The 12,695-nt window shown below is 72.2% G+C and carries 9 protein-coding genes; 5 read left to right on the top strand and 4 right to left on the bottom strand.

Annotation, left to right across the window (positions count from 1 at the left end):
* Nucleotides 1-524: 524 nt before the first annotated feature.
* Entirely contained in the window at nt 525-2,057 is a 1,533-nt protein-coding gene (locus tag ACGFIM_RS37270; RefSeq protein WP_393210883.1) for an MFS transporter, read from the top strand.
* A 656-nt stretch (nt 2,058-2,713) separates the two neighbouring features.
* Here ACGFIM_RS37270 and ACGFIM_RS37265 read toward each other — a convergent pair.
* Nucleotides 2,714-3,109, bottom strand: coding sequence for a cold-shock protein (locus tag ACGFIM_RS37265; RefSeq protein WP_393210880.1), 396 nt, complete (start codon nt 3,107-3,109; stop codon nt 2,714-2,716).
* A gap of 93 nt (nt 3,110-3,202) precedes the next feature.
* On the bottom strand, nt 3,203-3,823 hold the full coding sequence (locus ACGFIM_RS37260) for an HAD family hydrolase (RefSeq protein WP_393210877.1): 621 nt from the start codon (nt 3,821-3,823) through the stop codon (nt 3,203-3,205).
* 553 nt (nt 3,824-4,376) lie between these two features.
* On the opposite strand from ACGFIM_RS37260, the gene ACGFIM_RS37255 reads away from it, so the two are divergent.
* Entirely contained in the window at nt 4,377-4,994 is a 618-nt protein-coding gene (locus ACGFIM_RS37255) for a TetR/AcrR family transcriptional regulator (protein ID WP_393210874.1), read from the top strand.
* 3 nt (nt 4,995-4,997) lie between these two features.
* Here the strand turns inward: ACGFIM_RS37255 and ACGFIM_RS37250 are convergent, their stop codons facing one another.
* Nucleotides 4,998-5,891 carry a hypothetical protein gene (locus ACGFIM_RS37250; protein ID WP_393210871.1) on the bottom strand — a complete coding sequence of 298 codons (894 nt, stop codon included), beginning with the start codon at nt 5,889-5,891 and terminating at the stop codon, nt 4,998-5,000.
* Between the two features lie 45 nt (nt 5,892-5,936).
* On the opposite strand from ACGFIM_RS37250, the gene ACGFIM_RS37245 reads away from it, so the two are divergent.
* Nucleotides 5,937-8,282 carry a helicase-associated domain-containing protein gene (locus ACGFIM_RS37245; protein WP_393210868.1) on the top strand — a complete coding sequence of 782 codons (2,346 nt, stop codon included), beginning with the start codon at nt 5,937-5,939 and terminating at the stop codon, nt 8,280-8,282.
* A 113-nt stretch (nt 8,283-8,395) separates the two neighbouring features.
* On the opposite strand, the gene ACGFIM_RS37240 is transcribed toward ACGFIM_RS37245, so the two are convergent.
* Nucleotides 8,396-9,751 carry a hypothetical protein gene (locus ACGFIM_RS37240; protein WP_393210865.1) on the bottom strand — a complete coding sequence of 452 codons (1,356 nt, stop codon included), beginning with the start codon at nt 9,749-9,751 and terminating at the stop codon, nt 8,396-8,398.
* Between the two features lie 778 nt (nt 9,752-10,529).
* Between ACGFIM_RS37240 and ACGFIM_RS37235 the strand changes: the two genes are divergently transcribed.
* Together ACGFIM_RS37235 and ACGFIM_RS37230 are read left to right on the top strand one after the other, a co-directional pair.
* Nucleotides 10,530-10,886 carry a DUF4190 domain-containing protein gene (locus ACGFIM_RS37235; protein ID WP_393210862.1) on the top strand — a complete coding sequence of 119 codons (357 nt, stop codon included), beginning with the start codon at nt 10,530-10,532 and terminating at the stop codon, nt 10,884-10,886.
* 138 nt (nt 10,887-11,024) lie between these two features.
* Complete coding sequence (locus ACGFIM_RS37230; protein WP_393210859.1) at nt 11,025-12,671, top strand: DNA repair helicase XPB; 1,647 nt, start codon at nt 11,025-11,027, stop codon at nt 12,669-12,671.
* Nucleotides 12,672-12,695 lie beyond the last annotated feature (24 nt).

The raw sequence follows: 12,695 nt of genomic DNA, 5'->3' as shown, positions 1-12,695 counted from the left end.
GCAACCTCCGCCCCACCCATCTCCACCCACGACGAACCGTCTCCATCCCGCTGAGCCCACCCGGCGGGCCGAAGACGCAGCGGGCCGGAGTCGCTGGGCCGACGTCACAGCGGGTGGCGCCACAGCGGGCCGAGGTCACCAAAGAGCTGAGGTCGCAGAAGGACGGAAGGGCCGAGCCCCCCGCACATCAGACCGGTCCCAAACGGCACACCCCCGCACACCAGGCCGGCCCAAGGCGGCGCACTACCGCGTGCGGGCACGCCGGGCGGCCCTTCGTGGGTGATCGCCGACGGGGTGAGCGATCCAGGGCGGCCGGCCGCGAGTCCCGCTCGGCGAGATCACCGCCGACAGAGGTAAGCCATCCACGGGCGGCCGGTCACGGGTCCCCGCCCGGCGAAATCACCGCCGACAGAGGTAAGCCATCCACGGGCGGCCGGTCGTGGGTGCTCGTTCGGTGGGAGCGGCGCCGGGGAAGGGGGCAAGGTCGGAGGTAGGACCCGCGCTGAGATCGCGGAGGAGGCCGGGTGACACTGGTAGGCGTGGAGGGCGGCGGCTGGGAGCGAGCACGCGAGATCTCCCGGCGGGTGGCGCGCGGCGCCGCCGGCGCGGGACGTGCGACCGCGCGCGCGACCAAGGCTACGGCGAGCGGCACCATACGGGCGGGCAAGGCCACGGCCACGGGAGCGCGGAAGGTCGGGCAGGCCATCCGGCGGCTCACGCACGCCAACGGCGCGGGCCGCACCGGGCTCGGAAGGCTGATCGAGCTGTCGGCGGGCAACAGCGCGAGCGACGCGCTCGTCACGGTCGCGCTCGCCAGCACCGTGTTCTTCGGCGTCCCGGTCGGCGAGGCCCGCGGCTCGGTCGCGCTCTACCTGGTCATCACCATGCTGCCGTTCGCGCTGCTCGCGCCGTTCGTGGGGCCGATTCTCGACCGTTTCAGATCGGGCCGCCGCTATGTCATGGCGGGCACGCTGTTCGGGCGCGGCCTGCTCTGCTTCGCGATGGCCGCCGCCGTGGGCCCGGGTGACCTGCCCACGCTGTTCATCGGGGCGCTCGGCGTGCTGGTGCTGTCGAAGGCGTTCAACGTGTCGCGGGCGGCGATCATGCCGTCGGTGCTGCCCGCCGACATCACGCTGGTGTCGGCGAACGCGCGGGTGGCGCTGTTCACGCTGGTGTCGGCCGGAATCGTGGTGCCGATCGGCGCCGGGCTGACCGCGTGGCTGGGCAGCGCGGTGGTGCTGCGCGTCGCGATGGTGGCGTTCCTGCTGCTCGGTGTGGCGGCCGTACGCCTGCCACGCCACGTCGACTCGCCCGACCTGGAGGAGGAGGGCGCCGCGCCGCGCTGGCGCACGCTGCTCAAGGTCGGCCCCACGGTCGCGGAGGCCGTCTGGGCGAACGTGGCCCTTCGCGTCTTCTCCGGCTTCCTGCTGTTCTTCCTGCTGTTCCTGGTGCAGGACGCGGCCGTGCCGTGGTTGTCGGCCGACGATCCGGCGGCGCGCGACCCGTTCTTCGACGTGACGAAGACGATCGCGCTGCTCGCGGGCGCGGCCGGGTTCGGCGGTCTGGCCGGTGCCGTGGTCGCCAACTGGACGCGGAAGAACGCGCCGCAGCTCATCGTGCTGCTGACGCTGGCCGTCACCGTGGTGGCGACCATCCTCACCGCCGTCTTCTTCGGCGTCTGGGCGGCGCTCGCCATCTCCCTCATCACCGCTTTCGCCCAGGAGCTGGGCAAGCTCGCGCTCGACGCGATCGTGCAGCGGGAGATCGGTGAGGAGGTGCGGTCGTCCACGTTCGGCGTGGTCGAGGCGGTGTTGCAGCTCGCGTGGGTGTTCGGCGGGCTGGCGGGGCTGGTGCTGTCGCTCACGCGGAGCAGCACGGCCGGGCTGGTCACGCAGGCCGTCGCGCTGACGGCCGCGCTCGGCTGGCTCCTGGTGACCCGGCGCCGTCGCGTACGCGCGGTGAAGGAACGGCTCGACCGCGAGCGCGCCACCGCCGAGCCCCAGCACCGCCCGGACCCGCTCGACCCCACCAAGCCCCTGACGAACCCCAACATCTGACCTCCGCCACCGGCGGGAGTCGCCGACCTGCTTGCAGGGGTCCGCTCCGCTTCTCAGCGCTTGCAGGGGTCCGCTCCGCTTCTCAGCGCTTGCAGGGGTCCGCTCCGCTTCTCAGCGCTTGCAGGGGTCCGCTCCGCTTCTCAGCGCTTGCAGGGGTCCGCTCCGCTTCTCAGCGTCCGCCCCGGCTCCGAAGAGCCCACTCCGGCAGCGCTGACCCGCAGAGGGCGCGGCGCGGCCGTCCTCGCAGCGAAGCCGGGCTCGTCGCCGGGGACGGGCTCATCGCGGGAACGGGCTCAACGCGGGGACGGGTGCGCCGCGACAGGTCGGCACGGCTCTGCCGTCCTCGCGCAGGAACCACGAAGGAACCACGAAGGACAGGCGTGGGCGTCGCGCCGCCGCTCCTCCGCGCGGAGAACCCGTCGCGGGCAGGCACCCGCGGGCAGCCCCTTACGGACGGATCACCGCGGACAGCCCGCGGATAGCCCTTTGCGTACAGGCCCCGCGGGGCAGGCCCCTCACAGGCAGCCCCCGCGGACAGATCCCTCACAAGCAGGCCCCCGAGGACAGATCCCTCACAAGCAGGCCCTCATGGGCGGTCCCTCATGGGCAGGGAGGAGCGGACGTCGCGAAACGTGGGGGTGGGGTGGGGGATGGGGTCAGGCGTCGAGGTCGTCGGCGAGGGCGCGGAGCACCTGGGCGATCTTCCTGGCGTGCCCGGCGTCGGGGTGCTTGCCCCGCCGGTACGTCGTCGAGACGTCGTCGAGCAACTTGATCAGGTCTTCGACGATGACCACCATCTCGTCCGGCTTCTTCCGCTTGCTCTTGGCCTTGACCTTGGCGAGCGACGGCGGCTGCTCCAAGATCCTGACCGACAGCGCCTGCTGGCCCCGGCGGCCCTCGGCAACGCCGAACTCGACCTTCTGGCCGGGCTTGAGCGGCCCCGCACCGGCGGGCAGCGCGGATGAATGCACGAAGACCTCACCGCCGTCGTCGCGGGTGAGGAAGCCGAATCCCTTGTCGGCGTCGTACCACTTGACCTTGCCAGTCGGCACAGGAGGACCTCGTTCAAACAGTCGAAAAGAAGGACGGATGGAAGTAGGTTATGCCCCGGGAAGCGCCGGAGCGACCGGGTAAATGCCGGACAATTACGCGGGAGCGCCTTGATCGCACCAGCGGTCGTACCAGGCGGCGAATTCGGTCAGGTCGCCCAGTGCCACATCCGCTCCGTGCTCACGCAGCTCTCCTACCGTGTAAGGACCGGTCGCGACTGTCACACTCACGGCGCCGCCCGCGCGTGCCGCCTCGATGTCCGCGACATGGTCACCAACATAAGCCGCCGCGCCGAAGCGCGCGAGTGCCGATCCCTTGGCCGCACCGAAAAGCGAGCCGACCACTTCGTCCACCTCCAGGCCCAGCGTCCGCACGGTGCCGACGGCGTCCCGGGGATTCTTGCCGGTCACGACGATGACCCGGCCGCCGGCGCGGCGTACGGCGTCGACGGCCTCGTACGCGCCCGCCATGGCCTTGTGCACCGGAACTCCTATTTCCGGATATATCTCGCGATAGAGGTCGGCCGCCGCGGGCACCTCCTCGGGCGGCAACCAGTTGGCCAGCTCCACCTCCAACGGCGGCCCCAGCCGTTGCACGATCGCCGCACTGTCAAATGGCACGCCCAATCGCTTGGCCAGCTCGTCGTAAACGGCCGCGATGCCCTCCCGCGTGTCCGCCAATGTCATGTCAAGGTCGAATCCCACCGAAGTCGTCACGCATGAAGGATGCCAAACGCTCCCCTACCACCTGTAACGGGCCTTGTTCTGGGAGCCGGGGAATGGGAAGAAAGGAATTACTTATCGGAGAGGAGCGGGCCGTGACCGGCACCCCCCACCCGCCGCACGCCGGAGACCGGCTCGTCGCCTCCCCCACCGCACCGCGCACCGCGAGCGCCTGCGCGGAGCCGGGCGCATCGCGTGCCGGAGGCGGCCCCGCAGGGCCGCGCGCCGAGCGCGGGTTCGCGCCGCATCCGCGCCGCCTCGCGCGCCCCGAGAGCTCAATGCCGCCGCACACCCGCACGCTGATCCGCCCGCACCAGCCCACGCGCCCCAGCGGCTCGACGCCAGTGCGCGCCTGCACGCTGATCCGCCCGCACCAGCCCGCGCGCCCCGGTGGAAGGGGCGTGACGCCGTGGCGGCGGGTGACGGGCGCGCTGGACGATCCCCGTCAACCATGGCCTCGCGGCGATCGTCGGCTCCGCCGTGGCGGGCCTCATCCGGCGTACCTCGCGGTAGCGACTACGCTCCTTACGGAGGTATCAGCACAGACATGAGCAGATCGACCCGCGAGCGGATCGTCGACGAGGCCCTGCGACTGTTCGCGGAACGGGGCTACTCAGCCACGTCCGTGGCCGAGATCGAGGCGGCATCGGGGCTGTCTCCGGGCGCCGGCGGGCTCTACCGGCACTTCAAGTCCAAGTACGAGGTCCTCGCCGCGGCCATCAACGAGCACGCCGCGCGTACCAGGATCCAGGTGGCGGAGAGCCTGGCGGAGCTGAGCGCCATGGAGACGTCGGTCGCCCTGGAGGAGCGCCTGGCGCACGTGTGCCGCGCCGGCCTGGCCAAGGTGCGCGAGGAGTCGGAGCTGACCCGGGTCTTCTTCCGCGACCTCAGCCAGTTTCCCGAGCTGGTCGCGGTGGTCCGCGAGGGCCTGCTGCAGCCGATGTTCGACGCCATCGTGAGCTGGTTCAAGGAGCAGCCCGAATACCACGACGCCGACCTCGACTGGACCGGCATCGCGGCCGTGCTGGGCGGCTCGGTGGTGCAGTACCGGCTGTTTCAGGAGACGATCGGCGACGTGCCGGGCCATGCGGAGAAGGACCAGTTCGTCGCCGCCTGGGTACGCCTGGCGCTCGGCCTGCTGCCCAGCCCCGCCCCGGTCGGCTGACGTTCAGCGGTCTTCGAGCGCGAGCAGCCGGTAGCCGAGCCAGACGACGCCCAGCCCCGTACCGATCATGAACATCGTGCCGCTGACGTCGAAGAACTGCGTGACGAACGGCTGCCACCCCGCCTCGAGACCGACCCGCAGGCCGCCGATGACCACCCCGCCGACGGAGTAGCCGAGCATGGGCGCGCCGATGCCGAGCAGCCTGTCGCGTACGTTCCAGTTCTCGCTGAACAGCACGAGCGCCGCGCCGAGCGCCCACACCACGACCGGCACCTGGAAGATCGCCAGCGGGGCCAGGTGGAACGGCACCAGCAGCGCGGCCAGCACCAGGATCACCAGGGCGGCCGCGTCGCGCGGGTGCTCCTTGACGATGGTCCTGGCGTCCCTGCCGCCGGTGGCCAGCGGGTTGGCGCGCGACATGGCCACCCTGCGCAGGCCCGCGAACGGCAGCCCGTAGCCGCGCTCCTCCTCGGTGAGCCGGCGGTGCACGCGCACGCCGGGCGGCGCGGCCCGGTCGTCCACGAGGGGCGGCAGCCGGCGCGTGCCGTTCGCGGCGGCGGGGATGACCGCCGTGTCGCCGTCCGCGACGGCGGGCCCAGCCACGGGTGCAGCCACGGGTGCGGCCACGGGCTCAGCAACGGGTGCGGCGAGCGGACCCGCGGAACCACCCGCGGCGAGCCTGCGCACCTCCCGCTCGACCAGCGCCACCGGATCGCCGTACCTGGCCAGCACCTTCGCCACGTGCCGGGCATCCCGGCCGTCCCCGACCTCCTCCTCGATCCTGGCCCGCAGCCGCCGCGTGAAGTCGAGCCGCTGGTCGGCGCGCAGCACGCCGTGTGCGGCGTCGGCGGCCTTGGAGACGTAGTTCAGCACGAGCTGGTCCGCGCGCTCTATCACGCCTAGCAATGCTGCCTCAATCAGGTGGGACATACCATGGCAACGATGGAGTTCACGGAGTGGATCAGGGGGCGCACCGACGAACAGCTACGGGCGCTCGTCTCCGCGCGTCCCGAGCTGATCACTCCGGTGCCCGCGCATCTGGAAGGTCTCGCCTCCCGCGCGGCGAGTCCGTCGGCCATCGCCAGGGTGCTCGACCGGCTCGACCGGTTCACGCTGGCGGTCGTGGAGACGCTGGCCGTAGGCGAGGAGCCGCTGCCGAAGGACGCCCTGCGCGACCTGATCGCCGCCGCCCTGGCCACCGAGGACGAAGGCGAAGCGCGCGATCCTGAGCCGGCGCTGACCTCCGCCCTCGACAGGTTGCGCGAGCTGGCCCTCGTGTACGGCTGCGACGACGCCCTGCGCCTCGGCCCCGGCGTCCGCAAGGTGCTCGAGGACCCGGCGGGCCTCGGCCCGTGCGCGGCCGACGCGTTCCGCCATCACGCGCCCGAGCAGCTCACGGAGATGGCCGACGACATCGCGCCGGGCACCGAGGGCTCGGGCAAGGAACGCCTCGTGGCGGCGCTCGCCGACCCCGCTGACCTGATCGCCGGCGTCTCCCCCGAGGCCAGGGCCGCGCTCGACCAGCTCGCCTGGGGCCCGCCGACCGGCCGCGTGCCGAACGCCAGGCGCGAGGTGCGCATCGCCTCGGCCCGCTCCCCCATCGAGGAGCTGCTGGCGCGCGGCCTGCTCGCGGCGACCGGCGAGGAGAGCGTGACGCTGCCCCGCGAGGTCGCGCTCTACCTGCGCGGCGGACGGATCCACCGGGGCCTGCGCGCCGTGCCGCCGCCGCTGCGGGGCAAGGCGCGCGATCAGCAGCTCGCGGACCGCACGGCGGCGGGGCAGGCGTTCTCGTTCGTCAGGTCGGTCGAGGAGCTGTGCGAGCGGTGGAGCGTCGATCCGCCGGGCGTACTGCGTACCGGAGGGCTGGGCGTGCGCGATCTGAAGCGGACCTCGGCCGAGCTCGACGTGCCCGAGTGGGTGGCGGCGCTGGTGGTGGAGGTCGCGCACGCGGCCGGGCTGATCGCGGCGGGCGGCGGCGTCGACGGTGAGTGGCTGCCGACCTCCGGCTACGACCTGTGGCGGGTCAGGCCCACCGCCGACCGGTGGGTGACCCTGGCGTCCATGTGGCTGCACATGGACCGCGTGCCGGGCCTGGTCGGCGACCGCGACGACCGTGACAGGCCGCTGAACGCCCTCCACACCGACCTGCGGCGCTCGTCCGCGCCCGGGGTGCGGGCGGCCACGCTGGGCGTGCTCGCGGCCGAGCCCGGTCTCGCGCCCGACCGCGACTCGGTGCTCGAACGCCTGGCGTGGGAGCAGCCGCGCCGCCGGGGGCCGCTGCGGGATCAGCTCACCGAGTTCACGCTGCGGGAGGCCGAGCAGGTGGGCGTGACGGGGCTGGGCGCGCTGTCCGCGCACGGGCGGCTGCTCGCCGAGGGCGGGGACGCCGCCGCCGCGCTCGCACCGCTGCTGCCCGAGCCCGTCGATCACGTGCTGCTCCAGGCCGACCTCACCGCCGTCGCCCCTGGACCGCTCACCAGCGAGCTCAACCGGTGGATGACGCTCACCGCCGACGTCGAGTCGAAGGGCGGCGCCACCGTCTACCGCTTCAGCGAGGAGTCGATCAGGCGGGCGCTCGACGCCGGGCACGGCGCCGAGGAGCTGGTGTCGATGCTGACCCGCCACTCGGCGACGCCGGTGCCGCAGGCGCTGACGTACCTGGTGACCGATGTCGCCAGGCGGCACGGCCGCATCCGGGTGGGCACGGCGAGCGCGTACATCAGGTGCGACGACCCCGCGCTGCTCGACCAGATCACCGCCGACCGGCGCTCGGCCGCGCTGCGGCTGCGGCGGCTCGCCCCGACCGTGATCGCCTCGCGTTCGCCCAGGGCGGCGCTGGTCGACTCGTTGCGCGCCATGGGGTACGCGCCGGTCGCCGAGTCGCTCGACGGCGACGTGATCATCTCGCAGCTGGAGAGCCGCCGCACCGAGGGCGTCGCCCCGGTCCGCGCGGTCTCGGCCCCGAACGGTCTCGACCCCGATGTGGCGGCGGCGGCCGTGCGCGCGCTGCGGGCCGGCGACGCGGCGCACCTGTCGCGGCGCGAGCCCGTGGACGCGCCGGGCGGCATCCCGCGCGGGCCTGCCACGGCCACCATCTCGGCCCTTCAGGAGGCCATCAAGCAGGGCGTGCGGGTCTGGATCGGCTACCTCGACTCGCAGGGCAACGCGACCTCGCGCATCCTGGAGCCGGCCAGGATGGAGGGCGGCTATCTGACGGCGTACGACGAGACGCGCGCCGCCGTGCACCGCTTCGCCCTCCACCGCATCACCGGAGTCTCCGGCCTCTGACCCACCCCCGGCGCGCGAGACGGAACGCGCGCTGCGGAGCCGGGGGAAGCGCGGCGGAGCCGGGGGAAACGGTCGGCGCGCGTGCCGGGACGGCGTTGTGCCCGGCGAGCGGGTCAGGGCAGGAGGGCGAGGGACCGGGCGGCCACCGACGCCACGCGGCCGCCCGCGGACTCCAGGTCGCGCAGGCGGCGCCGGCAGTCGGCCGGGTAGCGAACGGCGGGGCCGCCGCCGAGCGCCACCGCCGCCACCTCGGCGCGCCGGTCTCGGGGGTCGTCCGACCATTCCAGCGCGATCCGCAGCGCCTCCGGGGCGAGGGTGTCGTCGGCGCACATGTACGACAGCACGTTGGCCGCCGCCACCCGCTCCGCCGCGCTCCCCAGCGCCCACACCTCCAGGAACTCCTGGCGTACCTCCTTGATCGAGTGCCGCGCGAGCAGCGCGAGCCCGGCGGCGGCGCGTACCTGGACGGCCGCCCCCTGCGAGGGCAGCGAGCGCACCCAGGCGCGCAGCGGCTGCCACAGCCAGAACCCGTACCGCCCGGCCAGCTCGGCGAGCACCTGCCCGCGCTGGTGCGCGGCGCGGAAGGCCACGCGCCCGTCCGCGACTTCGACGAGAGGGCCGCCGATCGACCGGGCGAGCGGTCCTGCCCCGGTGTCGCGGCAGAGGCGTTCGAGCCGGGCGAGCTGCTGGCCGAAGGCGGGCTCGGCGAGCCGGTGCGCGAACGCGAGCGCGGCGACGGCCAGCACCTCGCCCAGGGGCGGCTTGGTGTCGAACCAGGTGGCGACCTCGTCGGCGGGCGGCTCGCCGCGGGCGAGGCGGGCCGCGAGCCGGACGACCTCGGCCGGCGTGTGCAGGCGCTGTGCCAGCTCCCGGCCCCGGGCCAGCACGTCCGCGGCGACGCCGGCGCGCCGGTCGAGACTGTTCAGGCACAGGTCGTACAGCTCGCCGAGGTCGGGCGCGGCCCACGCCAGCTCGACCTCGGAGGCGGCCGACAGCGCGCCGCTCCTGGTGACGACGAGGTACGACCCCAGCTCGGCGAGCTTGCGCGCCAGATCGACCAGGTCGCTGCGGCCCGCGGAGGCGGCGATCCAGTCGTGCAGCAGGTACGCCCGGCCCGGCTCGTACTCGATGCCGGTCAGCAGCTCCGTCACGCCGGCGGCCGGGGACAGCACGGTGATCGTGCTCTCGGCCAGCGACATGCGCGACAGCAGCGCGATGGCTCCGAGCCGCCGCCCGCTGTCCTCCTCGCCGACGAGGACGAGCAGGTGGCGCGCGGCGAGCCGGCGCACCGCCTCGGGGAAGCACCCGGGCTCCAGGTACGACCTGAGCTGCGCGTCGGCGGCCCGCCTGGTCAGGTCTCCGGTGGCGGGGCCGGCGATGGCGCGCAGGTGGTCGTTGACCGCTTTGACGCTGCCTGTGAGCGTTAAGTGGTCGAGGTCGATCTCCCCTGGATCAGGCGTATCTGTCACGAAGCACCTCGTAATAGGGCGGAAACTTTCCTCCACAAAGAAGACCCGCGAGTCACGGGTTTTCTTGGTTTTCGCACAAGGGGTGACCGAGCGTCATCATCCCGCGCCTGACCTGCGGAAATCTGCCGCCCTTCACAACGGCTCAGACATGTGGATCATGCCTGGCATTGCTCGCTTCGAGCCTCACGACCCGTAGATATCAACCAATACACCATCGAAGACCGCATGCAACCTCTGAGGCCAATATAGCGAGATTTATCTCTATTTACGGGCTACAACACCCGTGTCCACAATGACGAGTCAAGATCCCCGCCTTGACTCCCCCTCCCCGCTCCCGTCAGGTTGTGCATGCGGCCGAGCACGGGCTGGGCCGCCTGGCCCAGGGCCCTGGCGGCGCTTCGACGACCACGACGCGGTGTTCCACGAGGCGTGTGGCCGCGCGTCACGCGCTCGCCGAACGCGCCCGCCGGACGTGCGGCGGCTTCGCCGAGGCGGCGCCGAGCCTGCCCGGCTCGAACGCCCACCCCCCACAGACCCGACCACGCGACACCCCACCCACCCACACAGGCCGCTCAACCCCAACGCCCACCCCACACAGACCCGACCACGCGACACCCCATCCACTCAGACAGGCCGCTCAACCGACCCCACACAGACCGGACCACGTGGCGCTCCTCTACTCGAAGCAGCACCGGTGCTGCGGGGATTTCGTCTCTTCTTCATACTGGTCAGCCCGGTGCCGATTCCGTGATATCTGTTGATCCGTCTGGAGGTGAAAATGAGCCAGGAAGACTCGTCGGGCTACCCGTACATCCCATACGGGGCGCCGTACGGCGAGCAGCCCCCGCCGCAATACGGCCACGGCTACGGCCCGCCTCCGCCCGCCCCCGGCAGCGGCCCCACCGCGAACGCCATCGTCGCGCTGGTGCTCAACTGCATGGCGGTCGTGTCCTGCTGCAACATCTTCAGCATCCCCGGCGCGATCCTGGCCGGTCTCGCGCTCGGCAGGGCCAATGATCGCCCGCAGAGCGCCCGCACGATGCTCGTCTGGAGCTGGGTGCTCTTCGGCGTGGGCCTCGCTCTCACCCTCGGCACCTTCATCTACCTGGGCGCGACCGGCCGCCTGGACGACTGAGGCCGGACCCGCGATAGCGCCGTCCAGGACTAATCCTGGCGTGTCCGTTGTTGGAGACACGGAGCGGGGGAGCCGGGATCACGAGACGATGGTCCCGATGCGTCAGAGCCCCGTCCGCAACCCCACGGAGACAAGCCAGTGAGCGATGGACCGCTGATCGTCCAGTCGGACAAGACGCTGCTGCTCGAGGTCGACCACGAGCAGGCCGACGCCTGCCGTAAGGCGATCGCGCCGTTCGCCGAGCTCGAGCGCGCTCCAGAACACGTCCACACCTACCGCGTCACGCCGCTGGCGCTGTGGAACGCCCGAGCCGCGGGCCACGACGCCGAGCAGGTCATCGACGCGCTGATCACCTACAGCCGCTACCCGGTGCCCCACGCGCTGCTCGTGGACATCGCCGAGACGATGGCCCGCTACGGGCGGCTGCGCCTGGAGAAGCACCCCGTACACGGCCTGATCCTCACCTCCACCGACAAGGCCGTGCTCGAAGAGGTGCTGCGCTCGAAGAAGATCCAGCCGATGCTGGGCGAGCGCGTGGGCGACGACTCGGTCATCGTCCATCCGAGCGACCGCGGCAACGTCAAGCAGGCGCTGCTCAAGCTGGGCTGGCCGGCCGAGGACCTGGCCGGTTACGTCGACGGCGAGGCCCACCCGATCAAGCTGCGCGAGGACGGCTGGGCGCTGCGCCCCTACCAGCGCGAGGCGGCCGACGCGTTCTGGAACGGCGGCTCGGGCGTGATCGTGCTGCCGTGCGGCGCGGGCAAGACGATCGTCGGCGCGGCGGCCATGGCCCACGCCCAGGCGACCACGCTCATCCTCGTCACGAACACGGTCTCGGCTCACCAGTGGAAGACCGAGCTGCTCAAGCGCACGTCGCTGACCGAGGACGAGATCGGCGAGTACTCCGGCACCAAGAAGGAGATCCGCCCGGTCACGATCGCCACGTACCAGGTGATGACCACGAGGCGCAAAGGCGTCTACAGCCATCTCGAGCTGTTCGACGCCCGCGACTGGGGCCTGATCGTCTACGACGAGGTGCACCTGCTGCCCGCGCCGATCTTCCGGATGACCGCCGACCTCCAGGCCCGCAGGCGCATCGGCCTGACCGCGACGCTGGTGCGCGAGGACGGCCGCGAGGGCGACGTGTTCTCGCTGATCGGCCCCAAGCGCTACGACGCGCCCTGGAAGGAGATGGAGAACCAGGGCTGGATCGCCCCCGCCGACTGCGTCGAGGTGCGGGTGACGCTGACCGACGACGAGCGGCTGGCGTACGCGATGGCCGAGGCCGAGGAGCGCTACCGCTTCTGCGCCACCACGCCGTCGAAGACGCGCGTCACGGAGGCGCTGGTGCGGCGGCACCTGGGCGAGCAGGTGCTGGTCATCGGCCAGTACATCGATCAGCTCGACGAGCTGGGCGAGCACCTCAACGCGCCGGTGATCAAGGGTGACACCAGGGTCAAGGAGCGCGAGCGGCTGTATCAGGCGTTCCGCGACAAGGAGATCCAGGTGCTGGTGGTGTCGAAGGTGGCCAACTTCTCCATCGACCTGCCGGAAGCGACCGTCGCGATCCAGGTGTCGGGCACGTTCGGCTCCCGCCAGGAGGAGGCGCAGCGGCTCGGGCGGGTGCTGCGGCCGAAGGCCGACGGCGGCGGCGCGCGGTTCTACACGGTGGTCAGCAGGGACACCGTCGATCAGGAGTTCGCGGCGCACCGGCAGCGGTTCCTGGCCGAGCAGGGATACGCCTACCAGATCATCGACGCCGACGACGTGCTCGGCGGGGTGTGAGGCTCGGTCGCGATGCCCGGCCGC

Source organism: Nonomuraea sp. NPDC049309 (genome assembly GCF_043196965.1).
GTDB lineage: Bacteria > Actinomycetota > Actinomycetes > Streptosporangiales > Streptosporangiaceae > Nonomuraea > Nonomuraea fastidiosa.
This window is presented reverse-complemented; position numbering and strand designations above follow the sequence as displayed.